Source organism: Pseudonocardia thermophila (assembly GCF_900142365.1).
GTDB classification, from domain to species: Bacteria; Actinomycetota; Actinomycetes; order Mycobacteriales; family Pseudonocardiaceae; genus Pseudonocardia; species Pseudonocardia thermophila.
Map to the genome: position 1 here is coordinate 98,498 of NZ_FRAP01000019.1, position 23,455 is coordinate 121,952.

At 74.2% G+C, this 23,455-nt stretch carries 24 protein-coding genes and 1 pseudogene; 12 read left to right on the plus strand and 13 right to left on the minus strand.

The features are described 5' to 3' along the window. The 4 genes from BUE41_RS22800 to BUE41_RS22815 are packed head-to-tail and all read right to left on the minus strand — an operon-like array spanning nucleotide 1 to nucleotide 5,419. Nucleotides 1-492: a type III secretion system chaperone family protein gene (locus tag BUE41_RS22800; protein WP_073459277.1), complete on the minus strand. Its 492-nt coding sequence runs from the start codon at nucleotides 490-492 to the stop codon at nucleotides 1-3. Continuing rightward, complete coding sequence (gene mshA / locus BUE41_RS22805; RefSeq protein ID WP_073459279.1) at nucleotides 489-1,763, minus strand: D-inositol-3-phosphate glycosyltransferase; 1,275 nt, start codon at nucleotides 1,761-1,763, stop codon at nucleotides 489-491. Before mshA ends, BUE41_RS22800 begins: the two co-directional genes overlap by 4 nt. A 51-nt stretch (nucleotides 1,764-1,814) precedes the next feature. Next, nucleotides 1,815-4,631: a sacsin N-terminal ATP-binding-like domain-containing protein gene (locus BUE41_RS32500; protein ID WP_073459369.1), complete on the minus strand. Its 2,817-nt coding sequence runs from the start codon at nucleotides 4,629-4,631 to the stop codon at nucleotides 1,815-1,817. Beyond that, on the minus strand, nucleotides 4,628-5,419 hold the full coding sequence (locus tag BUE41_RS22815; protein WP_327194779.1) for a DUF3027 domain-containing protein: 792 nt from the start codon (nucleotides 5,417-5,419) through the stop codon (nucleotides 4,628-4,630). The genes BUE41_RS32500 and BUE41_RS22815 overlap by 4 nt, the downstream gene beginning before the upstream one ends. A gap of 27 nt (nucleotides 5,420-5,446) precedes the next feature. Here BUE41_RS22815 and BUE41_RS22820 point away from each other — a divergent pair, with 27 nt between their 5' ends. The 3 genes from BUE41_RS22820 to BUE41_RS22830 are packed head-to-tail and all read left to right on the plus strand — an operon-like array spanning nucleotide 5,447 to nucleotide 8,418. Continuing rightward, nucleotides 5,447-6,238, plus strand: a complete 792-nt coding sequence (locus tag BUE41_RS22820; RefSeq protein WP_084755675.1) for a glutaminyl-peptide cyclotransferase — start codon at nucleotides 5,447-5,449, stop codon at nucleotides 6,236-6,238. 28 nt (nucleotides 6,239-6,266) lie between these two features. After that, the gene (locus BUE41_RS22825; protein ID WP_234997493.1) at nucleotides 6,267-7,931 is read left to right on the plus strand and encodes an MFS transporter; all 1,665 of its coding nucleotides are present in this window, start codon (nucleotides 6,267-6,269) and stop codon (nucleotides 7,929-7,931) included. A gap of 4 nt (nucleotides 7,932-7,935) precedes the next feature. Further along, nucleotides 7,936-8,418: a DUF2771 family protein gene (locus tag BUE41_RS22830; RefSeq protein ID WP_073459283.1), complete on the plus strand. Its 483-nt coding sequence runs from the start codon at nucleotides 7,936-7,938 to the stop codon at nucleotides 8,416-8,418. A 6-nt stretch (nucleotides 8,419-8,424) separates the two neighbouring features. On the opposite strand, the gene BUE41_RS32725 is transcribed toward BUE41_RS22830, so the two are convergent. Together BUE41_RS32725 and BUE41_RS22840 are read right to left on the minus strand one after the other, a co-directional pair. Then, nucleotides 8,425-8,808, minus strand: a complete 384-nt coding sequence (locus BUE41_RS32725) for a cold-shock protein (protein ID WP_073459285.1) — start codon at nucleotides 8,806-8,808, stop codon at nucleotides 8,425-8,427. A gap of 151 nt (nucleotides 8,809-8,959) precedes the next feature. After that, on the minus strand, nucleotides 8,960-10,615 hold the full coding sequence (locus tag BUE41_RS22840) for an AMP-binding protein (RefSeq protein WP_073459287.1): 1,656 nt from the start codon (nucleotides 10,613-10,615) through the stop codon (nucleotides 8,960-8,962). A gap of 126 nt (nucleotides 10,616-10,741) precedes the next feature. On the opposite strand from BUE41_RS22840, the gene serS reads away from it, so the two are divergent. The 6 genes from serS (at nucleotide 10,742) to BUE41_RS22870 (ending at nucleotide 15,764) form a co-directional block, all read left to right on the plus strand. Beyond that, on the plus strand, nucleotides 10,742-12,010 hold the full coding sequence (gene serS / locus BUE41_RS22845) for a serine--tRNA ligase (protein WP_073459288.1): 1,269 nt from the start codon (nucleotides 10,742-10,744) through the stop codon (nucleotides 12,008-12,010). 215 nt (nucleotides 12,011-12,225) lie between these two features. Next, the gene (locus BUE41_RS30900) at nucleotides 12,226-12,663 is read left to right on the plus strand and encodes a hypothetical protein (RefSeq protein ID WP_073459290.1); all 438 of its coding nucleotides are present in this window, start codon (nucleotides 12,226-12,228) and stop codon (nucleotides 12,661-12,663) included. Further along, on the plus strand, nucleotides 12,660-13,592 hold the full coding sequence (locus tag BUE41_RS22855) for an FAD:protein FMN transferase (RefSeq protein ID WP_234997495.1): 933 nt from the start codon (nucleotides 12,660-12,662) through the stop codon (nucleotides 13,590-13,592). The genes BUE41_RS30900 and BUE41_RS22855 overlap by 4 nt, the downstream gene beginning before the upstream one ends. 8 nt (nucleotides 13,593-13,600) lie before the next feature. Further along, the gene (locus BUE41_RS22860) at nucleotides 13,601-14,209 is read left to right on the plus strand and encodes a ferric reductase-like transmembrane domain-containing protein (protein WP_073459292.1); all 609 of its coding nucleotides are present in this window, start codon (nucleotides 13,601-13,603) and stop codon (nucleotides 14,207-14,209) included. Next, entirely contained in the window at nucleotides 14,206-15,555 is a 1,350-nt protein-coding gene (locus BUE41_RS22865) for an NADH-ubiquinone oxidoreductase-F iron-sulfur binding region domain-containing protein (protein ID WP_234997496.1), read from the plus strand. The genes BUE41_RS22860 and BUE41_RS22865 overlap by 4 nt, the downstream gene beginning before the upstream one ends. Then, nucleotides 15,552-15,764 (plus strand): ferredoxin, encoded by a 213-nt coding sequence (locus tag BUE41_RS22870; protein WP_073459294.1) that lies wholly within the window; start codon nucleotides 15,552-15,554, stop codon nucleotides 15,762-15,764. The genes BUE41_RS22865 and BUE41_RS22870 overlap by 4 nt, the downstream gene beginning before the upstream one ends. A gap of 1 nt (nucleotide 15,765) precedes the next feature. Here the strand turns inward: BUE41_RS22870 and BUE41_RS22875 are convergent, their stop codons facing one another. Beyond that, the gene (locus tag BUE41_RS22875; protein ID WP_073459377.1) at nucleotides 15,766-16,917 is read right to left on the minus strand and encodes a S8 family peptidase; all 1,152 of its coding nucleotides are present in this window, start codon (nucleotides 16,915-16,917) and stop codon (nucleotides 15,766-15,768) included. A gap of 495 nt (nucleotides 16,918-17,412) precedes the next feature. On the opposite strand from BUE41_RS22875, the gene BUE41_RS22880 reads away from it, so the two are divergent. Further along, complete coding sequence (locus BUE41_RS22880) at nucleotides 17,413-18,042, plus strand: helix-turn-helix domain-containing protein (RefSeq protein WP_073459295.1); 630 nt, start codon at nucleotides 17,413-17,415, stop codon at nucleotides 18,040-18,042. A gap of 94 nt (nucleotides 18,043-18,136) precedes the next feature. Here the strand turns inward: BUE41_RS22880 and BUE41_RS22885 are convergent, their stop codons facing one another. Next, nucleotides 18,137-18,457 carry a hypothetical protein gene (locus BUE41_RS22885; protein ID WP_143172298.1) on the minus strand — a complete coding sequence of 107 codons (321 nt, stop codon included), beginning with the start codon at nucleotides 18,455-18,457 and terminating at the stop codon, nucleotides 18,137-18,139. Between the two features lie 41 nt (nucleotides 18,458-18,498). Between BUE41_RS22885 and BUE41_RS22890 the strand changes: the two genes are divergently transcribed. Next, entirely contained in the window at nucleotides 18,499-18,876 is a 378-nt protein-coding gene (locus tag BUE41_RS22890) for a nuclear transport factor 2 family protein (RefSeq protein ID WP_200804068.1), read from the plus strand. Nucleotides 18,877-19,085: 209 nt separating this feature from the next. Here BUE41_RS22890 and BUE41_RS32995 read toward each other — a convergent pair whose 3' ends face one another. From BUE41_RS32995 to BUE41_RS22910, 5 genes and pseudogenes are all read right to left on the minus strand, one after another. Further along, entirely contained in the window at nucleotides 19,086-19,652 is a 567-nt protein-coding gene (locus tag BUE41_RS32995; RefSeq protein WP_407691682.1) for a TOBE domain-containing protein, read from the minus strand. A gap of 39 nt (nucleotides 19,653-19,691) precedes the next feature. Then, nucleotides 19,692-20,105: pseudogene (locus BUE41_RS33000) on the minus strand (ATP-binding cassette domain-containing protein); the annotation flags it as partial. Between the two features lie 65 nt (nucleotides 20,106-20,170). Then, nucleotides 20,171-20,944 (minus strand): ABC transporter permease, encoded by a 774-nt coding sequence (locus tag BUE41_RS22900; RefSeq protein WP_073459379.1) that lies wholly within the window; start codon nucleotides 20,942-20,944, stop codon nucleotides 20,171-20,173. 70 nt (nucleotides 20,945-21,014) lie between these two features. Further along, on the minus strand, nucleotides 21,015-21,776 hold the full coding sequence (gene modA / locus BUE41_RS22905) for a molybdate ABC transporter substrate-binding protein (RefSeq protein ID WP_073459301.1): 762 nt from the start codon (nucleotides 21,774-21,776) through the stop codon (nucleotides 21,015-21,017). Further along, nucleotides 21,773-22,177, minus strand: a complete 405-nt coding sequence (locus BUE41_RS22910; RefSeq protein ID WP_073459302.1) for a TOBE domain-containing protein — start codon at nucleotides 22,175-22,177, stop codon at nucleotides 21,773-21,775. Before BUE41_RS22910 ends, modA begins: the two co-directional genes overlap by 4 nt. A gap of 209 nt (nucleotides 22,178-22,386) precedes the next feature. Between BUE41_RS22910 and moaA the strand changes: the two genes are divergently transcribed. Further along, on the plus strand, nucleotides 22,387-23,454 hold the full coding sequence (moaA, locus tag BUE41_RS22915; protein WP_073459304.1) for a GTP 3',8-cyclase MoaA: 1,068 nt from the start codon (nucleotides 22,387-22,389) through the stop codon (nucleotides 23,452-23,454). Nucleotide 23,455 lies beyond the last annotated feature (1 nt).

A 23,455-nucleotide genomic window follows, 5' to 3' on the forward strand; every position in this document is an offset into this window, starting at 1 on the left:
CTAATCCTCGATGAGGTGCGCGAACGCCTTGAGGTTCGCCAGCGACTCGCCGCGCTCGGTGCGCCACGCCCACTCCCGCCGGATCGACGTGGCGAAGCCCAGCTCCAGCAGGGTGTTGAAGTCGCCGTCGGCGGCCTCCAGCACCTGGCCGAGCACCCGGTCGAGCTCCTCCGGTCCGGCGACGGCGTGGGGGATGCGACCGATCAGGTGGATGTCGCCGATGCGGTCGAGCGCGTAGTGCACCCCGTAGAGGCGGGCGTTGCGCTGCAGCAGGAACCGGTAGACGCCCTCGTGGTTCTCGTCGGGCCTGCGGCAGACGAACGCCTGCACGAACACCGACTGCGGGCGCGCGATCACCCAGCAGTTCGTCTCCAGCCGGGCCGTACCGGGCAGCTTGACCAGGAACTGGCCGGGCCCGTGGCGGCGGAAGTCGACCTCCAGCTCGGCCAGCGCGGCGTCGAGCCGGGAGTCCAGGTCGGTCGCGTCGGTCATGACACTCCTTCGCTCTGCCGGGCGCGGAACTCCGCAGCCGCGTCGGCGTAGGTGTCGAGCAGCCGGTCGACGGTGCGGTCCCAGGAGAACGAGTTCGCGTGCTTCACCGCGCCGAGCGAGAGCTGGGCGCGCCGCTCCGGCGCCAGCGCGACGGCGGCGAGGGCGTCGGCCCACTGCTCACTGCGGTGACCGGGAACCAGGAGGCCGGAGACCCCGTCCGCCACGGCGACGGGCAACCCGCCGACCGCCGCCGCCACGACCGGGGTGCCGCACGCCTGCGCCTCCAGCGCGACCAGGCCGAACGACTCGTTGTGGCTGGGCACCGCCACCACGTCGGCGGCGCGGTAGACGTCGACGAGCGCGGAGCCGCCCTGTGGGGGCAGGAACCGCACGATGTCGGTGATGCCGAGGGTCTGCGCCAGCTCCTGCAGCGCCTTCGGCTCGGCCAGCCCGCTGCCGGACGGCCCGCCGACGACCACGACGATCAACCGCTCGCGCAGTGCGGGATCGCGCTCCAGCAGCTCCGCGGCCGCGCGCAGGAGCACGTCCGGGGCCTTCAACGGCTGGATGCGCCCGACGAAGGTCAGCACGACCGCGTCCAGCGGCAGGTCGAACGCGGCCCGGGCGGCGGCGCGGTCGCCGGTGCAGAACCGCTCGAGATCCACCCCCGGTGGCACGGTGACGGTGCGGCGCGGATCAGCCGAGTACAGCTCGACCAGCTCGCGGTACTCCTCGGCGGTGTTGGCGACGAGCCGGTCGGCCTCGGCCACCACCTGGTCCTCGCCGATGACCCGGACCATCGGCTCCGGCTCGTCGCCGTCGGCGAGCGCGGCGTTCTTCACCCTGGCCAGGGTGTGCGCGGTGTGCACCAGCGGGACGCCCCAGCGGTCGCGGGCCAGCCAACCGACCTGGCCGGAGAGCCAGTAGTGGGAGTGGATGAGGTCGAAGTAGCCGGGTTCGTGGCGGGCCTCGGTGCGCAGCACCCCGGCGGTGAACGCGCACAGCTGGCTGGGCAGGTCGTTCTTGGCGAGCCCCTCGTACGGCCCGGCGGCCACGTTGCGCACGCGCACCCCGGGCGCCATCTCCACGACGGGCGCCAGCTCCGACGACGTGGCCCGGGTGAACACCTCCACGGCGATCCCGCGTTCGGCCATGCGCCGCGCGGTCTCGGCGACGTAGACGTTCATGCCGCCGGCGTCTCCGGTGCCCGGCTGCTCCAGCGGTGACGTGTGCACCGAGAGCAGACAGACCCGCCGAGGAAGTGAACCCACGGGCCCCTGTCTAGCACGGCGGCGGGACCGGGGGGTCACTCGTCGCGCGCGTCATGCCGCGAGGAGGGCGAGCAGCGCGCGGACGGGGTCCTCCGCGTGCCAGGTCGCACCGTCCCGCCACACCGGGACGCGGCGGCGGGCCGGCTCGGGCCTGGTCAGCTGCACCCACAGCTCGTCGTGCAGGACCAGCTCGCCCTCCGGCACCTCGACGCCGAGGGTGTCGCAGGTCACCACGACCTCGGCCAGCGCCCGCCACGGGGTCGGCGTGCCGGTGGAGTCGACGGCGCCCGCGACCACGTCGGTCGCCAGCGGCAGGTCGAGGAGCTCGGCCAGCGCCTGCGGGTCGCCGCCGATGACCAGCTCCCCGGCGGGCAGGACGGCCGCGGGCCACGGCTCGTCGAGCACGACGGCGACCTCGACGTCGACGACCGAACCGTCCAGCGCCCGCACCCGGTCGGGCAGGGCGAGGTCGTCCGCGGCGACGCGCCCGGCCGCGACGGCTTCGGCGAGCGCGGCGTGCGCAGCGGAGGTGAGCGCGGCGTCCGGGGTGCGGGTCGGATCGGCGAGGCGGTCGAGCAGGTCGTCGGCGCTCTCCCGGTCGGCGACGACCAGCCCGGAGCGCACGCCGATCGCGGCGAGCAGCTCCTCGTCCAGATCCGCGGGGACCGCGTCGTACAGGCCCGCGATCTCGTGCGCCGAGGCCAGCCGCCAGTGGTCGGGCCGCCGCCCGCCCAGCCGCGCGTGGCGGGAGAGCCACCACGCCGTGTACCCGCCGGGGACGAACACGGCCGCCCGGGCGTCGCGGTCGTCGGCGATCAGCGCGAGCGCCCCTGGCCAGGCGTCGTCGGCGACGAGATCGAGGTCGCGGACCGCGACCAGCCGGGCAGGCGGCTCGTCGGCGGCGTCCCACCACTCGTCCTCGCCGTCGAGGTCGTGGTCGGGACCGGTCGGCTCCTCGTCGACGACCACCGTGAACCCGTCCAGGACGCCCACCGCGACCAGCGCCGCCCGCGGCACCCGCGCGGCCAGCTCCGGATCGATCACGTCGATCGGCACGTCGTCGGCGAGCAGCGGGCGCAGCGCCGCATCGGGCAGCATCAGCTCGTCGGCGCGCGCGGGCCGGCCGTCCTCGTCGGGCAGGGCGAGCGCCCGGAACGCCTCGGGCGCCTCCCCGGTGCGCTCCACCAGCGCCAGCACGGCCTCGGCGAGCGGCAGCGGATCCAGTCCGGCCTCGGCGTCGTCCAGCGACCGTTCGACGGCCTCGACCAGCGCCGGGTGCGCGAGCAGCGCCGACGCCTCGGCGGGCCGGGCACCGAGCCGCTCCAGCAGCGGATGGGCGAGCGCGGCCACGTGCAGCCCCGGCAGGCCCAGCCGGGCGAGTGGACCGACCACGGGGGCATCGTGCTCGTCGGGCGGCAGGAACACGGTGGCCGGGCCGGCCGCGACCCGGTCGCCCGCCAGCGGGACCGGCAGCGCCCGCAGGTCCTCGACCAGGCCGGGGACGGCCTCGGCGGGCCCGGTCAGCTCGGTGTACAGCTCGGCCCACCACGCGAGCGGCTGCTCCGGCCCGAACAACCGCTCGACGAGCTCGGCGGGGCCGATCCGGCGGACGCCCAGCTCGGTCAGCGGCGCAGGATCGGCGACCGGGGTGACGATCCGGTCCAGGCCGGCGTCGGCGAGCAGCTCGACCAGCCGCGGGCTCGCGCCGGGCACGTCCAGCCACTCGGCCCGACCGGGCGCCAGCTCACCGCGCGGCGCCGGTAGCCACGCGGCCGTCCGCAGCCCGGCGAGCAGCAGCTCGTGCAACCGCCCGTCCAGCGGGGAGCGCGGGAACCCGGCCTCGGGCACCAGCGTGAGGCGGTGCTCGGGCGGGGTGGCCGCCACCAGGTCCACGTACGCCGCGACAGCCCCCTCCAGCACGACGTCGAGGGCGCGACCGGGGCGGACCCGGCGGCGATCGGCCTCCAGCGGCAGCGACGCGATCAGCCGGGCGGGCAGCGCGAGCCGCTCGGTGGTCGCGGTCGGGGCGTGCGCGACGTCCTCCCCGAGCGGGACCGGGCGGCCCTCGGCGTCGACGGGCAGGGCCCAGGTCACCGTCCAGCGGGCGCGGGTGCGCTGCTCGGCGGCCCGGTCGCGGTCGGTGTCGGCCAGCTCCCCGGCGGCGCGGGCCAGCCGCCAGCGCCGGTCCCCGACGGTGACCACGTCGCCGTCGTCGACCCGGCGCACCACGGTCCCGGCCACCTCGATCTCGGTGAGCCCGCGCAGCGCCAACAGCAGGTCGGGGGCGAGCGCGGCGGCCTGCTCGACCAGCTGCTGCGCGTCGACGCCGGGCCGCAGCGGCAGCCGCACCTCGGTGCCCTCGGCGGGCGGTTCCTCGTCGGTGGGCCACACCAGCCGCAGCACGGGCGGCTCGTCGCGGCGGGCCAGCTCGGCCGCCGCCACCGGGATCTCGGCGACCTCCTCCCGGGTGCGCGCCGCGGAGAACGCCACCCCGCCGCTCGTGCTCACGATCCGCGGCTCGGCGCTGATCGGCAGGACAGCGGCGAACCCGACCCCGAACCGGCCGACCGAGCCTTCGTCGTCCCGCTTCGCGGAGGCGCGCAGGGACGCCAGCGCCGCCACGCCGTCCGCGGTCAGCGGGGCGCCGTCGTTGGCGACGCGCAGCTCGCCGTCCACGACCGCGACGCGGACGCGGCGGGCCCCGGCGTCGGCGGCGTTCTGCGCGAGCTCGACGAACCAGGCGCCGGCGTAGCCGCCGAGGACCAGGTCCTCCTCGGCGTTGGCGTCCTCACGGAACCGGGTGGGCGAGTCCGCCCAGGAGCGCAGGACCGCGGCCCGCAGGGCGGCGGTGTCGAACGGATCGTTCAGGAGGTCACCACAACCGGGTCGTGCTCGGGGACGACCTCCATGTCGACCCCGTCGTCGTACACCAGCTCCGCGACCGCCACCGGGGAGCCCTGCTCGACCTGCACGGCGGAGTGGGCGCCGCAGCCGAACTCGACCGAGACGACCGAGCCGTCGGCGGGCGAGTACTCGTTGCCGCACACCCCGAACGCCGCGCGCAGCGAACCGGCGAGCGGCAGGAAGAACCCGCAGGTGCCGCACCGCTCGGGTGCGGCGCGGGCCATGTCCGAGTCGGGACCGTGCGGGCCGTCGTGCCAGCGGGCGGCGGCCGCCAGCCGCCCCTCCCGCGACATCACCTTCTCCCGGCCGAGGCCGATCTCGGTGGCGACCTCCTCGACGGCGGGATCGTCGTTCTGCACGTACGCGGGTACGAGCCGCGGATCGTCGGGCCGGGTCGGCAGCAGGTCGCCGACACCCAGGTCGCCGGGCCGGACCCGCTGCTCCCACGGCACCCACGGCGGGGCGATCAGCGCGTCGTCGCCGGGCAGCAGGACCACCTCGCTGACGGTGACCGGGTGGCCGCCGGCGAGCGTGACCGTCCACATCCACCCGCGGTAGCCGGGCTGGCGGGCTTCGAACTGGTGGGTGACGGCGCCGCCGGGCTCTTCGAACGCGCGCAGGTGCTCGCCGACGGCCGTCTCCCCGGTCTCGGGGCCGAGGTCGGCCACGGCCTCCTCGACCGCTGCGGCCCGGGCCTGCTCCACCGCGGCGACGAGCACGGCGGTGTGGTCGGAGTCAGGAGCGGAGGTCACTGCACGGATTGTGCCACCCTCTGCCCCGTGCGACGCACGTCGGTGGCCCTGCTCGGAACGGCCCTGGTGGCCCTCGCGGCCTGCGCCCCGGCCGGCGCCGGGACCGGCCCGGACGCCGCCGCGCCGGGGGTCGTTCGGCTGCGGGTGGAGGTGCTGGCCGAGCAGCCGCACGACCGCACGGCGTTCACCCAGGGGCTCGAACTGGCCGACGGCGTCCTCTACGAGGGGACGGGGCTCTCCGGCCGGTCACAGCTGCGGGAGCTGGATCCCGCGACCGGGGCGGTGCGCCGCGCAGCGGACCTGCCCGACGGCGCGTTCGGCGAGGGCATCGCCGTGGTCGGCCCGCGGATCTGGCAGCTGACCTGGCAGGACGGGTACGCGCTGGAGTGGGACCGGGCCACGCTGACCGTGCTGCGCCGGGTCCCGATCGACGGCGAGGGCTGGGGCCTGTGCTTCGACGGCACCCGGCTGGTGCGCTCCGACGGCACCGCCCGCCTGCGCTTCCACGATCCCGAGACGTTCACCGAGCTCGGCGAGGTGCCGGTCACCCTCGGCGACCAGCCGCTGCCGGAGATCAACGAGCTGGAGTGCGTCGACGGGCGGGTGTGGGCCAACGTGTGGCGCACCGAGCGGATCGTGGCGATCGACCCGGCGACGGGACGGGTGACCGCCGTCGTCGACGCTGCGGGGCTGCTGCCCGCGCAGGCGCGTGCGGGCACCGACGTGCTCAACGGCATCGCCGTGCTCGGCCCCGGCGAGTACCTGCTCACGGGCAAGCTCTGGCCGGCCGCCTACCGGGTGCGGTTCGTGCCCGACTGACGTCCCGGCCGTGGGTCAGAATGGGGAGGTGCCGAGCCAGTCACCGTCCGGGCCGCGCCGCGGGCGCCGGTCGTGGCTGTCCGGCGTTCGGGCCGCTCCGCCCGCCCAGCCCGCCTCGACCACCCCGCCCGGGACGCCGCCGCCCGGCCGGGACTGGTCCGATCCGGCCGCGTACACCCCGCGGCGCCGCTACCCCTGGCACGACGATCCCGACTACGACCCGGCCGAGCACCGCCGGGTACCGCCGCCGCGGCCGTTCGTCCCGCCGGAGGAACCGCCCCGCGCCGCCCCGCCGCGGGAGGAGCCGCAGGTCACCAAGCCGGAGCCCGCGCCGGCCGAGCCGGGCGTGAGGATGCCCCGCAAGCTCACGGTCACCCGGGTGGCCGCGATGCGCAGCCGGGAGCTCACCCAGAAGGGCATCCGCGCGTTCCACCGCGCCACCACCGCCGACGGGGCCGACCGCTCCGGGCTGACCGCGCTGACGTACGCGAACATGTTCGACTACGCGGTCGACGCGGCGGTGGCGGTCGCGCTGGCCAACACGCTGTTCTTCGCGGCGGCCACCGCGGAGAGCAAGACGAACGTGGCGCTCTACCTGGCGATCACCGTCGCGCCGTTCGCCGTCGTGGCGCCGGTGATCGGGCCGCTGCTCGACCGCCTGCAGCGCGGGCGGCGCGCGGCGATGGCGGTGTCGTTCTTCGGCCGCGGCGTGCTCGCCGTGGTCATGGCGCTCAACTACGACACCTGGCTGCTCTACCCGGCCGCGCTGGGCACGATGGTGCTGTCGAAGTCGTGCACCGTGCTGAAGGCGGCGGTGACGCCGAGAGTGCTGCCCACGGCGATCACGCTGGTCAAGACGAACTCCCGGCTGACCGTCTTCGGGCTGATCTCGGGAGCGGTGTTCGGCGGGTTCGCGGCCGGGTTCAGCTGGCTGTGGGGCTCGGCGGGCGCGCTCTACTTCACCGCCGCCCTGTGCGCGGTCGGCACGTGGCTGTGCTTCCGCATCCCGCGCTGGGTGGAGGCGACCGCCGGCGAGGTGCCGGCGACCGTGCGGATCCACCGCGGCAAGACGCCGATGAGCCGCTCGGTGGTCGTGGCGCTGTGGGGCAACGGCGCGATCCGCGTCCTCACCGGGTTCCTCACGCTGTTCGTCGCGTTCGTGGTGAAGGCCCAGCCGGACGTCGACGCCGCCCAGCAGCTGACCCTCATCGGGATCGTGGGCGCTGCGGCCGGGCTCGGCTCGTTCGTCGGCAACTTCGCCGGGTCCCGCATGCGGTTCGGCCACTCCGACACGGTGATCGTCAGCTGCATCGCGGTCGCGGTGGCCGCGGCCGTCACCGCCGTGTTCGTGCCGGGGATCGCGCTGGCCGCGACCGTGGCGCTGGTCGCGGCGACCACCAGCGCGGTGGCGAAGGTCTGCCTCGACGCGGTCGTGCAGCGCGACCTGCCGGAGGAATCGCGGGCCTCGGCGTTCGGCCGGTCGGAGACGATCCTGCAGCTGTCGTGGGTGTTCGGCGGCGCCCTGGGCGTGCTGCTGCCGCACGACGGCTACGCGCTCGGCTTCGGCGTCGTCGCGGCCGTGGTGGGGGTCGCGGGGATCCAGACGGCGCTGGTCTCCCGGGGCCGCGCGCTGCTGCCGTTCCTGCGCCACCAGGCTCCCGTGACGGGCCCGACGGCGCGGGTGGGAAGCTGACCGGGTGCGTCGCGTCCTGCTCCTCGCCGTCCTCGCCGCGCTGACCGGAGCGGTGACCGCGTGCAGCGCGAGCTCGGGCGAGCTGCCGCAGGTCACGTTCGCCGCGGACGGTCGCACGGTGGCCGCGCGGCCCACCCAGTACTGCACGGTCGAGTTGACCGACTGCCAGGACGACGCCGACGCCCCGGTCGAGCTGCGCGTGCCGCCGGGCACTCCGGTGCAGGTCAGGGTGCCGCAGGAGGTCGCCTCCGGCCCGTGGCTGATCGTGTTCTCGATCGTCAGCGCCGACGGCAGCCGCACCGACGGGCGCACCCCGGTGTTCGGCCCGGACCAGCGGACCGAGTACGAGCTGACCCTGCCCGAGCCCACGGACCGGCTGCTCGTCGCCGAGGTGCATCAGCTCGGCGCGGTCGTGCAGACCAACACCGACACCGGTGAGGTCGAGTTCCCGGCCCGCGCCACCTGGGTGCTGAACACGAGCCTGTGACCGCGGCTACCCGTCGAGGTCGCGCGCGACCGCGCGGAGCACCTCCGCGGTGAGCTTGCAGGTCTTGCGGTCGGGGTAGCGGCCGCGGCGCAGATCCGGCTGCACCTTGGTCTCCAGGAGGCGGATGAGCTCCTCGGTGAGGCTGTGCAGGTCCTCAGCCGGCCGGCGGGTGGCCTCGTGCACCGACGGTGTCTCGACCAGCCTCACCTGCAACGCCTGTGGCCCGCGACGGCCCTCGGCCATGCCGAACTCGACCCGCTGCCCGGGCTTGAGGGTCTCGACTCCGTTCGGCAGCGCCGTCTTGCGGACGTACACGTCCGGTCCGCCGTCCTGAGCGAGGAAGCCGAAACCCTTCTCGGCGTCGAACCACTTCACCCTGCCGGTCGGCACGTGCTCACCCGTTCCTCGTTCGTGTCAAAGTCCTTCGTCGCGAGCGCACCTGGCCACACGACGAGCGCGCCCCGGCATCACACCGGGACGCGCTCGGCCACCCTACTGCGCCGGGCGGTGTCTGTGCAGACGTTAAATGGTCATATCGGGCTCAGGCGGTACGGGTGGCGGCGGCCTCCTGCAGACCGAGCATCTCGATGCTCTTCTCTCGCATCTCCACCTTACGGATCTTGCCGGTGACCGTCATGGGGAACTCGTCGACGATCATGACGTAGCGCGGGATCTTGTAGTGCGCGAGCTTGCCGGTCGCGAACTCGCGCAGCTTGTCCGCGTCGAGCGGCTCGGCGCCCTCGCGCATCTTGATCCACGCGCACAGCTCCTCGCCGTACTTGACGTCGGGCACCCCGATGACCTGCGCGTCGACGATGTCCGGGTGCGTGTAGAGGAACTCCTCGATCTCGCGCGGGTAGATGTTCTCCCCGCCCCGGATCACCATGTCCTTGATCCGGCCGGTGATGTTGATGTAGCCGTCGGCGTCCATGACGCCCAGGTCGCCGGTGTGCATCCAGCGCGCCCTGTCGATCGCCTCGGCAGTCTTCTCCGGCTCCTCCCAGTAGCCGAGCATCACCGAGTAGCCGCGGGTGCACAGCTCACCGGGGGTGCCGCGGGGCACGGTGAGGCCCGTCTCCGGGTCGATGATCTTGACCTCGACGTGCGGCATGACCCGTCCGACGGTCGACACCCGCAGCTCCAGCGGGTCGTCGATGCTGGTCTGGGTGGAGACGGGCGAGGTCTCGGTCATGCCGTAGCAGATCGTGACCTCCTCCATGCCCATCCGCGCGACGACCTGCTTCATGACCTCCACCGGGCACGGTGAGCCGGCCATGATGCCGGTGCGCAGGCTGGACAGGTCGTACGACTCGAAGTCGGGATCGTTCAGCTCGGCGATGAACATCGTCGGCACGCCGTAGAGCGAGGTGCAGCGCTCCTGCGCGACGGCCTTGAGCGTGGCCTTGGGGTCGAAGCCCTGGCCGGGGATGACCATCGTGGCGCCGATCGAGGTGCACGCCAGGTTGCCCATCACCATGCCGAAGCAGTGGTAGAAGGGCACCGGGATGCACACGCGGTCCTCGGGCGTGTAGTTGCACCCGCGGCCCACGAAGTACCCGTTGTTGAGGATGTTGTGGTGGGACAGCGTGGCGCCCTTCGGGAAGCCCGTGGTCCCCGACGTGTACTGGATGTTGATCGGGTCGTCCGGGGAGAGCTTCGCCTGCAGCTCGGCGAGCTGCGCCGGGTCGCCCTGCGCACCGGCCTCGATCAGCTGGTCCCACTCAGGGGTGCCGATGAACACCACCGTGCGCAGGTTCGGGCACTTCGGCTGCACCTCGGCCACCATCGCCCGGTAGTCGGACGTCTTGAAGCTCTCGGCCGAGACCAGCATCGAGATCCCGGCCTGGTTGAGCACGTACTCCAGCTCGTGCGTGCGGTAGGCCGGGTTGATGTTGACCAGGATCGCGCCGATCTTCGCGGTCGCGTACTGGACCATCGTCCACTCGGCGACGTTCGGCGCCCAGATGCCGACCCGATCGCCCTTCTGCACCCCCTTCGCGACCAGGCCCAGCGCCAGCCGGTCGACATCCGCGCGCAGCTGGGAGTAGGTCCAGCGGCGACCGGTCGGCACCTCGACGAGCGCCTCGCGATCGGGGTGCGTCGCGACCGTGCGGTCGAAGTTGTCGCCGATCGTGTCGCCCAGCAGCGGCACGTCGGACACACCGGATGCGTAGGACGGGACAGCTGGAGTGGACACGGCTCTGGGACCCTCCTGTCGGACAGAGTGCTCGCTCTTCCACGTTCGCACCAGTGCAGTGGTCCACGCCACCTCCCTTTGGAGGGGCGCCCGAAAACCTCCCCCACCTGCCGATACGCTCGGTCCATGCACGATCCCCGCGTCCTGCTCGATCCCGCGACCGAAGCCGTGCGCAAGCTCGCGCGGCGCGGCTACGTCCTCGACGTCGCCGCGTTGGAGTCGCTGCTGGCGGCGCGGAACTCCGCGATCCAGAAGGGCGACGCCCTCCGCGCGGAGGGCAAGAAGATCGCGGCCGCCGTCAAGGGGGCGAGCGCGGAGGAGCGCCCGGCCCTCGTGGCGCGGGCGAAGGAGCTGAAGGCCGAGGCCGCCGCGCAGGACGAGGCCCAGCAGGCCGCCGAGGTCCAGCTGAACGAGCTGCTGCTGGGCATCCCGAACCTGCCGCTCGACGAGCTGCCCGACGGCAGCACCGACGCCGACGCCGAGCTGGTGCGGGTCTGGGGCGACAAGCCCGAGTTCGACTTCGCCCCGCGCGACCACGTCGACATCGGCGAGGCGCTGGGCATCATCGACCTGACCCGCGGCGTGAAGCTGTCCGGGCCGCGGTTCTCGGTGCTGCGCGGCCAGGGCGCCAAGCTGCACCGCGCGCTCGGCCAGTTCTTCCTCGCCTGCGCCGAGGAGCACGGCTACACCGAGGTCGCGGTGCCCACGCTGGTCACCCCGACCACGATGACCGGCACCGGTCAGCTGCCGAAGTTCGCCGAGGACCTGTTCAAGACCGGCGTCGGCGACCGCGAGCTCTACCTGATCCCCACCGCCGAGGTGCCGGTCACGAACCTGCACGCCAAGGAGACGCTGCCGCTGGAGGACCTGCCGCTGGCCTACACGGCGCTCACCCAGTGCTTCCGCTCGGAGGCGGGCTCCTACGGCCGCGACACCCGCGGGCTGATCCGCCAGCACGAGTTCGCCAAGGTGGAGCTGGTGCGCTTCGCCGACCCGGCGAAGTCCCGCGAGGAGCTGGAGGTGCTGCTCTCGCACGCCGAGGACGTCATCCGCCGGCTCGGGCTGCACCACCGCGTGGTGAAGCTGGCCGCGGGCGACATCGGATTCTCCGCCCAGATCACCTACGACATCGAGGTGTGGCTGCCCGGCCAGCAGGCCTACCGCGAGATCGCCTCGGCGTCCGACTTCGGCACGTTCCAGGCCCGCCGCGCCGGCATCCGCACGAAGGCCAAGGACGGCACCCGCGGCTTCGCGGCCACGCTCAACAGCTCCGGACTGCCGCTCGGACGCACGCTGGTGGCGATCCTGGAGCAGAACCAGCAGGCCGACGGCTCGGTGCGGGTGCCCGACGCGCTCATCCCGTACACCGGGTTCGCCGAGATCAAGCCGGAGTGAGCGCCGCTCGCCCGCCCGTCGCTGCGGCGGGCGGACGAGCGGCGCGCCGAGCGGCACCCTGAGAACGCGACTGGGCTGAACGGATGCACTCGGACCGACGTCCGGGTGGATCACCGACCGTTCGGCGCGTCGGTGATCGGTGTCGGAGCGCCGTTCGCAACCCTGGTCTCTCAGGTTCGGCAACCACGCGCGCGACGCGTGATTGCTTGGTCGACATGACCTCCCCGCGCTACCGAGCCCCCCTGGACCGCGTCGGGCAGCGGGCCGCGGGCCGTCGCCGCGTCGTCGGCGCCACCGCCGCGACCGCGGTCGGCGGGGCGGCGCTCGCCGTCGCCTTCGGCACCGTGTTCGCCCAGGGTGCCGCCGCCGACCCGGCCACGCCGCAGCCCGTCGCGCAGGCGACCGAGGACTGGACCGCGCCGGCCGCGCTCGCCCCGGCGATCATCGCGCCGAAGACGACCGCGACGCCGAAGACGGCGTCCACGACCGCGCCGACGACCGCGCCGACGACCGCGCCGACGGCCCCGAAGACGGCCCCGAAGACGGCCGCCGAGGCGGCCCCGGCCACCACCTCCGCGCCGGCCCCGCCCACCGAACCCCCGGCCGCCGCGCACCACGACGAGGCCCCCACCGGCTCGACGGGCGGCTCGTGACCACGTCGACCACCGGCGCCGACCGGATCGTCCTGCACGCGCTCGGCACCACGGCCCTGCTCGCCGTCACCGACCCGGCCGCGCTCCCCACGGCCGGGCTGGTGATGCGCAGCGAACTCGCCGCGATCGACGCCGCGTGCAGCCGGTTCCGCCCCGACTCGGAGATCTCCCGGCTGCACCAGCGCGCCGGGACGGCCGTGCCCGTCGGGCCGCTCCTGGCCGAGGCGCTGGAGGTCGCGCTGCGCGCGGCCCAGCAGACCGACGGACTGGTCGACCCGACGGTCGGAGCCGCGGTGCGCGGCCTCGGCTACGACCGTGACTTCGCCGAGCTGGCCCTCGACGAGCCGGCCCCGCCCGCCCCGGCCGCCCCCGCACCGGGCTGGTGGCGGGTGCGGCTGGAACCGGTCTCGCGCACCGTCGTGCTGCCCCGGGGTGTAGAGCTGGACCTGGGCGCCACCGCGAAGGCGCTGGCCGCCGACCGCATCGCCGGTTCCGCGGCGTTCGCCACCGGCGCGGGGGTGCTGGTCAGCCTCGGCGGGGACGCCGCCGTCGCCGGTCCGCCCCCGGAGGGCGGCTGGCGCATGGCGATCGGCGACGACCACGAGCGCGCGCTCACCGAGCCCGACGCGGTCGTCACGATCACCGGCGGCGGCCTGGCCAGCTCCAGCACCACCCGCCGCACGTGGAAGCGAGCCGGTCGGCAGGTGCACCACATCGTCGATCCGCGCACCGGCGACGCCGCTCCCGTCCACTGGCGGACGGTCACGGTTGCGGCCGCCAGCTGCGTCGACGCGAACACCGCGTCGACCGCAGCGGTCGTGCTCGGCCCCGACGCCCCCGAGTGGCTCGCCGCCCGCAACCTCCCCGCCCGGCTGGTCGCCGCCGACGGCGCCGTCACGACGGTCGCCGGGTTCCCCGAAGGAAGGTGAGAGACCCGATGGACCAGGCACTCTGGTTCGCCAGCCGCGGCACCGGCCTCGTGTCGCTGCTGCTGCTCACTGCCACGGTCGTGCTCGGCGCCGAGCACGCCGGGCGCACGGCCGGTGCGCGCTGGCCCCGGTTCACCGTGCACGCGGTGCACCGCAACCTGTCGCTGCTCTCGCTGGCGTTCCTCGCGGTGCACGTCGGTACCGCGGTCGCGGACTCCTACGCCGGCATCCGCGTCGTCGACGCGTTCCTGCCGTTCGTGTCCGCGTACAAGCCGCTCTACCTCGGCCTGGGCGCGGTCGCGCTGGACCTGATGCTCGCGCTGCTCATCACCAGCGCGCTGCGCACCCGGGTGCCGCTCGCCGCTTGGCAGTGGCTGCACCGCGCCGCGTACGCCATGTGGCCGCTCGCCGTCGTCCACGGCATCGGTGCGGGCGGCAAGGACTCGAACCTGCTGTGGGTGCAGGCGCTCAACGTGATCTGCGTCGCCGCCGTGCTGGTCGTCGTGTGGCGGCGACTGGCCGACCGGCGCCGCACGCCCGCTCCCATGGCCGTGACCGCGCGGCTCCCGCGCCAGCGCACCGGAGCCCACTCCCGTGAGAAGGCGTTCGTGCGATGACCCTCGTGACCGGAGCGATGCTGGCCTCGGACGCGCTCACGTCCGGGCCGATCTCGACCATCACCCCGCTGCACCAGAGCCCGATCCCGCACGCCGAAGTCGTGCGTCTGCTGGCCGCGTGGACCGACGACGGGCGGGCCGACGACCTGACCGAGCACGAGGAGCGCTACGGCCGGCTCCCCTCGCTGCTGCCCGGCCGCGGCGTGCGCCGGCACCTGCTCATCGACTCGGTGCGCCGGGCCGGCCTGCGCGGCCGCGGCGGCGCCGGGTTCCCCACCGCGGAGAAGCTGACCGCGGTCGCCGCGGCGAAGGGCAGGGCCGTCGTCGTGGCCAACGGATGCGAGGGCGACCCGACCAGCTCCAAGGACCACACGCTCATGCAGCTGGCCCCGCACCTGGTGCTCGACGGCATCGCGGTGGCCTGCTACGCGGTCGACGCCGCCGACGCCGTGCTGTGCCTGCACCAGGGCAGCCCGGCGCTGGAGCCGATGCGGGCGGCGCTCGCGCAGCGCCGCGATCCCGTGCCCGTCATGATCGCGGAGGTGCCACCGCGCTACGTCGCGAGCGAGAGCTCCGCGCTGGTCAACTTCCTCACCACAGGCGCGGCGCTGCCCACCACCGGCCCGCGCGCGGCCGAGCGCGGCGTGAAGGGCCGCCCGACGCTCGTCGACAACGTCGAGACGCTGGCCCACCTCGCGCTCATCGCCCGCTACGGCGACGAGTGGTTCCGCGAGGCCGGCACCCAGCAGTCGCCGGGCAGCACCCTGCTCACCATCGGCGGCGCCGTCACCTGGCCGGGCGTGTACGAGGTCGAGTACGGCATCCCGATCAGCGACGCGCTGGAGCTGGCGGGCGGCGAGTCGGAGTCGCTGCAGGCCGTCGCCGTCGGCGGGCTGGGCGGCACGTGGCTGCCGGTGTCGGTCGCCGACGAACTACCGCTCACCCATGAGGACTTCGCCGCGCTGGGCCTCCCGCTCGGGATCCCGTCGATCGTCGCGCTGCCCGCGCAGGCCTGCGGGGTCGCCGAGACCGCCCGGGTACTGCGGTACCTGGCCCACGAATCCGCCGGCCAGTGCGGGCCGTGCATGTTCGGTCTGCCCGCGGTCGCGGAGGACTTCGCCCTGCTGGCCGCGGGGCGGCGGGACCGCGAGCTGCTCGACCGGCTGGAGCGGCGGCTCGGCGTCGTCCCCGGCCGGGGAGCCTGTTCGCACCCCGATGCGGCGATCGGGTTCGCCGCCAGAGCGCTCTCCGCGTTCGCCGACGACGTCCGCGCGCACGCCGCCGGCCGCCCGTGCCGGTGGGCGGCGCAGCAGCCGTGGATGCCGCTGCCGGAGGAGGCGGCGTGAGCCGCTACACCGGACCGTCGATCTCGGTCGACCCGATCGCCTGCACCGCGCACGGCCTCTGCGCCGAGCTGCTGCCGGAGATCATCGAGCTCGACGAGTGGGGCTACCCGATCCTCGCCGACGGGCCGGTCCCCCCGGCCCTGCGCGCGCAGGCGAAGGCGGCGGCGCGGGCCTGCCCGACCCTCGCCCTCAAGCTCTCGCGGGGCTAACTCACAGGCCGCCCGTGTTCAGCAGCAGGTTCGCCGTGCCGCCGCGGCCCCCGCCTGCGACGACCCCGGGTGTGGCGTTGTCGACCAGCCACTGCGCGACCGTCGCGGTCGGTGCGTCCCCGAACGTCTCCTTGTAGAGCGCCGCCACCCCCGCCACGTGCGGCGCCGCCATCGACGTACCCGTGTAGGACGCCGTGCCGCCGCCGGGCACCGTCGAGACGATCCGCGTGCCCGGCGCGTACAGGTCGACGCACGGCCCGGTCGACGAGGTCTCGTTGCGCTCGTCGTCGATGGTCGAGTTCGCCACCACCACAACGCCTTCGACCGCGCGCGGGGCGGCCCCGCAGTCGTCCGCACCGGTGTTGCCGGCCGACGCGGCCACGAACACCCCCTGTGCGACGAGCGCCTCCACGGCCCGGATCAGCGCCTCCGACGGGGCGTAGCTCCACGACATCACCGCGACGGACGGCCCCTCCGCGTGCGCGGCGACGAAGTCGATGCCGGCGAGCAGCGACGACAGCGTGCCCGCGCCGGAGCAGTCGAGCACCTTCACCGAGCGGATCGTCGCCTGCTTGGCCACGCCGTGGTCGCGGGAGGCAGCGATCCCGGCGACGACGGTGCCGTGGCCGTCGCAGTCACCCGCCACGCCGCCGTCGATGGTGTCGGCCGCGAACGCGGCGCGGCCCTCGAACTCCGGGTGGGTGGTGTCCACCCCGGTGTCCAGCACCCAGATCGTCACGCCGGACCCGGTCGCGCGGCTGCTGTAGCGCCCGTCGAGCGGGAGGGTGCGCTGGTCGATGCGGTCCAGCCCCCAGTTGGGCGGGTTGATCTGCGTCGCCTCGGCCCGGGCGGACGGCTTCGGCTCGGCGACCGCCATCCGCCGGTCCTCCTCGATCCCGAGCACGCCCGGCTGCTCCCGCAGCCGGGCCACCTGCTCGGGCGTGAGCCGGGCGGCGAACCCGGCGATGGCGTTGCGGAAGGTGCTGGTCGGCTGGGCGCCGACAGCAGCTGCAGCGGCATCCGCTGCGGCGACCGTGTCGGCGTGCACGACGTAGCCGAGCACCGACGCCGCAGACGCCTCGGCGGCCCCGGCGAGGACCGCCAGGATCTGGAGCGTGATCGCCACCGGGACGATCCGCACGAGCTGCCGCATCACAGACAGCGACGGTACGGAGCCGTGGCGGGAGAGACCAGTGACACGATCGTGGCTCATGTGACGCGCGTGAGCGATGGGGTGACACCACGTACTCCCTCTTGACGAGCGGCCACGCCCGACCGGAGGAAGAACGGGTCTGCCGGACCCGGCCGCCGCTACCCTGGCGCTCGGTGGCCGGCGCGCCACCCACCCACCGCTTCGTCTCGGTGCGCCAGCGGCCCGAGCTGCGCTCGATCTACTACCGCCTGCCCGGTGATCCGGCGGCGACCACGGTCACCAGGCCGTACCAGGTCGGTGTGTCCATCAGCCACCACAGTCGGCTGCGCTACCGGCCCGGGGACCACTGGCGGACGCTGTCGGTCCCGCCGGGAGCCGTGTTCGCCAACGGCGCCGAGGAGATCACCTGGTCGGAGGTGCTGGACGCCGACCGAGGCGCTGGAGATCCACCCCGATCTCGACCAGCTGGCGGCGATCGTCGAGCCGGCCAGCTCGGTGTCGATCGCGCCGGCCGCCGGTGCTCGCGACGCCACGGTGCTCGGGCTCGCGACCGTCCTCCGGCGCATCCACCTGGGCCAGGCGAGCCCGGACCCGATGCACACCAGCACGCTCGTCCACCACCTGCTCGGCCACCTCGCCGAGCACTACTGCCGCCCCGCCCGCCGGATCCGGCACCCGGGGCGGCTGGACCGGCGGTTGGTGGACCGGGTCGCCGACCTGCTCGAGCAGCGGATCGGGGATCCGCTCCGGCTGGACGACCTGGCGGCCGTCGCGCACCTGAGCCCGTACCACTTCGCCAGGGCGTTCACGCGCACCACCGGCCTGGCAGCGCACGAGTACGTCACGGCCCGGCGGATCGACCGGGCCAAGGCGATGCTGGTCAACAGCGAGCACACCGTCGCCACCGCCCTCGGCTACGACGACGTGGGCCACTTCCGGCGCCTGTTCCGCCGCTGCACCGGTCACCTGTCCTCCGCGCTGCGGCCCGCGGACCGAGCAAGATCGGACTCCCACCCCCGGCCCGCGCGCGGACGACGCCGGCCAGCGTCAGCTCGTACCCAGTCGTCTCCGCCAGCAACGGGAGCACGCTCGCCGGCCGTGTCCACCGGCCGGCGGGCGAGTTGACCGACCGCTGCCCGGTCGTACTGGTCACCGGCTCGTGGCTGACGGTCGAGGAGCAGATGGCCGACCGGTACGCGGGGGCCCGCGCGGAGCGCGGCTACACCGCCGTCACCTTCGACTTCACCGGGTGGGGCGCGAGCAGCGGCGAACCGCGCCAGGCGGAGCTGCCGGACGCAAGATCGCCGATCGTCGCGGCCGCCCGGGACGCATCGCAGCTGTCGTGGGCCGCCCGGGGCGGCATCGGGTACGTCGGCGTGTGCGCCGGCGCCCAGTACGCGCTCGCCGCGATCGCGCAGTGCGCACCGATCAGCGCCTTCACCAGCGTCGCCGGATGGTTCCCCGACCTGGCCTCGCTGGCCCCGTTCTCCGGCGGCACCGAAGGGGTGACCGAGCGGCTGCGCCGGGCCCGGGAGGCCACGCAGCTGTACCTGCGCACCGGCGAGCTGCGCACGGTCCCGAGTGGCCCTCGGCTACACCTCGCTGTGGGGCGGGGATCCGCAGGACCTCTCCGCCGAGGAGGTGATCGGGGCCTGGCGGCAGCTGCTGCCGGGGTTCGACGCGACCCAGCACCTGACCGGGCCGATCGTGGCTTCGGTCGGCGACGACGGTGCGTCGTGCGCCACGACCGTCCGCGACTACCACACGGTGATCGAGGACGGGCGGACCAGCGTCTGGATGGTGGCGGGGCGGTATCGGACCTCGCTCGTCCGGTCCAGCGACGGATGGCGGATCGACGGGATCACCCTGACCGTCTCGCACGAGTCCGGGGGATCGGGCGCTGGTCGAGGTGACGCAGAAGCGGGTGGCTGCCGGCGACGGGGGACGGACGCGTTCTAGGGTGTCGGCCTGATCCCGTCGGCGGGTTCCGCGAGACCCGGCTTCGGACCGGGGCGGCCTCCGCCTTCGGCCCTCGCTCACGCCGGCGGGTCGCGCGCCGAGTCGCGGACGTGGTCGCAACGAAGGGCGTGGTTCGCGTCCAGGTCCCCTCCGCATCACCGGACTCTCGATCCCGCACCGAATCCCGACAGCAGCCTGAACCGACAGCGTCAACGGGCGGGGTAGACAGCCGTCTCGGCGGCCTTGACGGCGAACCACAGCACCATCCCCGGCTCCAGCCCCAGATCCGCCACCGCAGCAGGCGTGACATCAGCCGCCAACCCATCCACCCATCCCGGCCCACCGGGAACAGCGGAAGCACGCAACCGCACCACGTCCCCCCGAGGCTCGATCGCCGCCAACCGAACCGGGAAGACGTTGCGCGGACTGCCCTTCGGCTCCTGGGCGAAGACCGACACGGCCGCGGGCGGGAAGACGGCAACGGCCGGCTCCCCCACCGCGACGCCGTCGAGGCGGCCGGCAACCGTGGTCCCGTCGGCGGTCCGCAGGCCGTCCGCGAGGGCGACGCCCGGCACCAGGTCCAGACCGGCGATGCGGGCGGTGAAGGCGCTCCGCGGGCGCGCGAGGACCTCCCGGGTCGGCCCCTGCTCGACGATCCGGCCGTCGGTCAGCACGACCACCCGGTCCGCCAGGACCAGTGCGTCCAGCGCGTCGTGGGTGACCAGGAGCGCGGTCTGCCGCTCGGCGCGGACCAGGCGGCGCAGCAGCGAGCGCATGGCCGGGGCGGCGTCGACGTCGAGGGCGGCGAGCGGTTCGTCGAGCAGGAGCAGTTCCGGCCGCGGAGCCAGGGCCCTGGCCAGCGCCACACGCTGCTGCTGGCCGCCGGACATCCGGGCCGGGCGCCGGTGGGCCAGGTCGGCGGCGTCGACCGCGGCGAGGAGTTCCCGGGCGCGTGCCTCTGCCGCTGCGCGCGGGACGCCGTGGGCGCGCGGGCCGAACGCGACGTTCGCCAGCGCGGTCAGGTGCGGGAACAGCATCGCCTGTTGGGCCAGCAGGCCGACGCCGCGGCGGTGCGGCGGCACGTGCAGACCCGGCGCGGTGACGACGCGGTCGCCGAGGCGGATCTCGCCGCCGTCGGGCACCAGGAGGCCGGCCAGCACGCCGAGCAGCGTCGACTTGCCGGCCCCGTTCGGGCCGATGACGGCGACGACCTCGCCGTGCTCGGCGGTGAACTCGACGTCGAGGGTGAACGCGGGCCGCCGGACGAGCACCCGCGCGGACAGCCAGGGATCGGTCATCGCAGGCCGTCCGCCCCGCGCGGCCGCGCGATCGCGATCACCAGCACCGCCACCACGACGATGAGCAGGGACAGGGCGATCGCGGCGTCGGTGTCGGTCTCGCGTTCGAGGTAGACCAGCAGCGGCAGGGTGCGGGTGACGCCCTCCAGGCTGCCGGCGAACGCGATCGTGGCGCCGAACTCACCCATGCAGCGGGCGAAAGCCAGCACCGTGCCCGACGCCAGCCCGGGCAGCACCAGCGGCACGGTCACCCGGCGGAACGCCAGCCACGGGCTCGCGCCGAGCGTCGCGGCGACGGCCTCGTAGCGGTCACCCGCCGTCCGCAGCGCGCCCTCCAGGCTCACGACGAGGAACGGCAGCGCGACGAACGTCTGCGCCAGCACCACCGCGGCCGTCGTGAACGGGACGGTGATGCCGAACCAGGTGTCGAGGACCCGGCCGAGCAAGCCCATCCGACCCAGCAGCAACAGCAGCGCCAGGCCGCCGACCACCGGCGGCAGCACGAGCGGCAGCAGCACGAGCGGACGGATCCAGCGCAGCCACCGCTTGCGGCCGCGCGCCAGCACGGCGGCGAGCGGGCCGCCGAGCAGGATGCACAGCACCGTCGAGATCGCGGCGGTCTCCAGGGAGAGCCGCAGCGCCGTCAACGCCGACTCGGACAGCAGCAGATCCGGCAGCCGCGCCCAGTCCGCCCGCAGCACCAGCCCCACGACGGGCAGCGCGATCAGCGCGAACGCGGCCGCCGCCGGGACCCACAGCAGGCCGGGCAGGGCGACGCCCCGGGCGTGGTCATCGGATCGGCGGACGCGGGGCGCCGGGCGGTCCGTGGTCATCGGTGCATCACGGAGCGAGGAATCCCGCCTCCTGCAGCACCGTCTGCCCGGCCGGGCCGGTGACGAGCGCGACGAACTCCTGCGCGAGCGCGGCCTGCCCCGAGTCCTGCACGACCGCGATCGGGTAGTCCGTGACCGCCTGCTCCGCCTCCGGGAACGCGACGCCCTCGACCGTCCCCATCGCCGCGGCGACGTCGGTGACGTACACCAGCCCGGCGTCGGCGTCGCCGGACTGCACCTTCGACAGCGTCGACTTGACGTCCGGCTCCTCGCTGACCGGCTGGACGTCGATGCCGGTGACCGCCTCGATCTTCAGCTCGGCGTCGCCGCACGGCACACCTTCCGCGCAGACGACGACCTTGAGGTCCGGCCTCGCCAGGTCGGCGAACGACGCGATGCCCTTCGGATTGCCCGGCGCCACCGCGATCCGCAGCGCGTTCTTGGCGAACAGCGCGGGCGCGGTGGCGGTCCGGCCGGCGTCGGCGACCGTCTTCATCGTGGTGTCGCTCGCTGCGGCGAAGACGTCGGCGGGTGCGCCCTGCACGATCTGCTGGGCGAGATCGGACGAGCCCGCGAAGTTGAACCTGACCGTCGTGCCGGGGTGGGTGGCCTCGAAGTGCTCGCCGATGGTGGTGAAGGTGTCCCGCAGCGACGAGGCCGCGAACACCGTCAGCGTGGCGCTGTCCGCGCCGGTGGACCCGCCCGAGCCCTGGCCGCACCCGACGAGCAGGAGCAGCACACCGGCGACGGCGAGGGCGCGGAGCCTCACGGATGCCCTCCCGGGGTCTCCACGACCACGTTCGTCGACTTGACGACGGCCACGGCCAGCACCCCGGGCTCCAGCCCGAGTTCGCGCACGGCCTCGCTCGACATGAGCGACACGACGCGGTGCGGGCCGCACTGCATCTCCACCTGGGCCATGACGGTGTCCATCGTCACGGCGGTCACCAGCCCGACGAAGCGGTTGCGCGCCGAGCGCTGCACCCCGGACGGGTCCGGCGCCGCGCTGGCGTGGTCACGGGCGAACTCGGCGAGGGCAGCGCCGTCGATGACCTTGCGGTTGGAGGCGTCCGGCTGCACCGGCAGCTGCCCCGCGTCGACCCAGCGGCGCACGGTGTCGTCGCTGACGCCCAGCAACTTCGCTGCGTCAGCGATCCTGAATTGCGGCACGATCGCGATCGTAGATCCGCGAATGCGGAATCACCAGCGGATCGTGACACTTCGACCGAAATGCCTGGTTCAGGACCTCCGACCTAGCCGATCGGCGAGCAGGCATACCGCAGCTGCGGATCGGGAGACGATCTTTTCCCGCAGTCGCGGAGATACTGTAAAACTCCTGTTCACCAGCGTGATCCGGGCGACACTGCACAGCTACCCTCATGCTTGTGACGGCAACCGAGCTCGGTCTCCCCGCTGTGCGCCGGTCGGCGCAGCGAGCCCCGGACCGCCCCGCCGACCCGCGCCTGATCGACACGTTCGGCCGGGTCGCGACCGATCTGCGGATCTCGCTCACCGATCGCTGCAACCTGCGCTGCACCTACTGCATGCCCGCCGAGGGGCTCGACTGGATGCCGCGCGAGGAACAGCTGACCGATGAGGAGCTGCTGCGGCTGATCCGCATCGCGGTGCACGACCTGGGCATCCGGGAGCTGCGCTTCACCGGTGGCGAGCCGCTGCTGCGCCGCGGCCTCGAGGACCTGATCGCCGCGGCCGCCGCTCTGGAGCCGCGCCCGGACATCTCGCTCACCACCAACGGCGTCGGCCTGGCCCGCCGCGCCCAGGCGCTGGCCGACGCCGGGGTGAACCGGCTCAACGTCTCGATGGACACCCTGCGACCGGAGCGGTTCGTCACGATCACCCGCCGGGACCGGCTCTCCGACGTGCTCGACGGGCTCGCCGCGGCCCGCGCCGCGGGCCTGAAACCCATCAAGATCAATACCGTCCTGCTGCGCGGCGTCAACGACGACGAGGCCGTCGACCTGCTGCGGTTCGCCGTCGACAACGGCTACGAGCTGCGCTTCATCGAGCAGATGCCGCTCGACGCCCAGCACGGCTGGCAGCGCTCCGAGATGATCACCGCGGGCGAGATCCTGCAGCTGCTGGAGCAGGGCTTCACCCTCACCCCGGACCCGACCGAGCGCGGCGGTGCCCCGGCCGAGCGCTGGCTCGTCGACGGCGGTCCGGCGGTGGTCGGCGTGATCGCTTCGGTGACCCGCCCGTTCTGCGGTGCCTGCGACCGGACCCGCCTCACCGCGGACGGCCAGGTCCGCACCTGCCTGTTCGCCCGCACCGAGACCGATCTGCGCGGGCTGCTGCGCGGCGGCGCCACCGACGCGGAGATCGCCGACGCCTGGCGCGCCGCCATGTGGGGCAAGCTCGCCGGCCACGGCATCGACGAGCCCGGTTTCCTGCAGCCGGACCGGCCGATGAGCGCGATCGGAGGTTAGG

What these genes read in the sequence shown, in the direction of transcription:
- BUE41_RS22800 (WP_073459277.1), bottom strand. Translation starts at nt 492, where the DNA reads ATGACCGACGCGACCGACCTGGACTCCCGGCTCGACGCCGCGCTGGCC.
- serS (WP_073459288.1), top strand. Translation starts at nt 10,742, where the DNA reads ATGCACGATCCCCGCGTCCTGCTCGATCCCGCGACCGAAGCCGTGCGC.
- BUE41_RS30900 (WP_073459290.1), top strand. Translation starts at nt 12,226, where the DNA reads ATGACCTCCCCGCGCTACCGAGCCCCCCTGGACCGCGTCGGGCAGCGG.
- BUE41_RS22860 (WP_073459292.1), top strand. Translation starts at nt 13,601, where the DNA reads ATGGACCAGGCACTCTGGTTCGCCAGCCGCGGCACCGGCCTCGTGTCG.
- BUE41_RS22865 (WP_234997496.1), top strand. Translation starts at nt 14,206, where the DNA reads ATGACCCTCGTGACCGGAGCGATGCTGGCCTCGGACGCGCTCACGTCC.
- BUE41_RS22875 (WP_073459377.1), bottom strand. Translation starts at nt 16,917, where the DNA reads ATGCGGCAGCTCGTGCGGATCGTCCCGGTGGCGATCACGCTCCAGATC.
- BUE41_RS32995 (WP_407691682.1), bottom strand. Translation starts at nt 19,652, where the DNA reads ATGCGCTCGCTGCTGCGCCGCCTGGTCCGCGCCGAGCGGCAGACCGCG.
- moaA (WP_073459304.1), top strand. Translation starts at nt 22,387, where the DNA reads ATGCTTGTGACGGCAACCGAGCTCGGTCTCCCCGCTGTGCGCCGGTCG.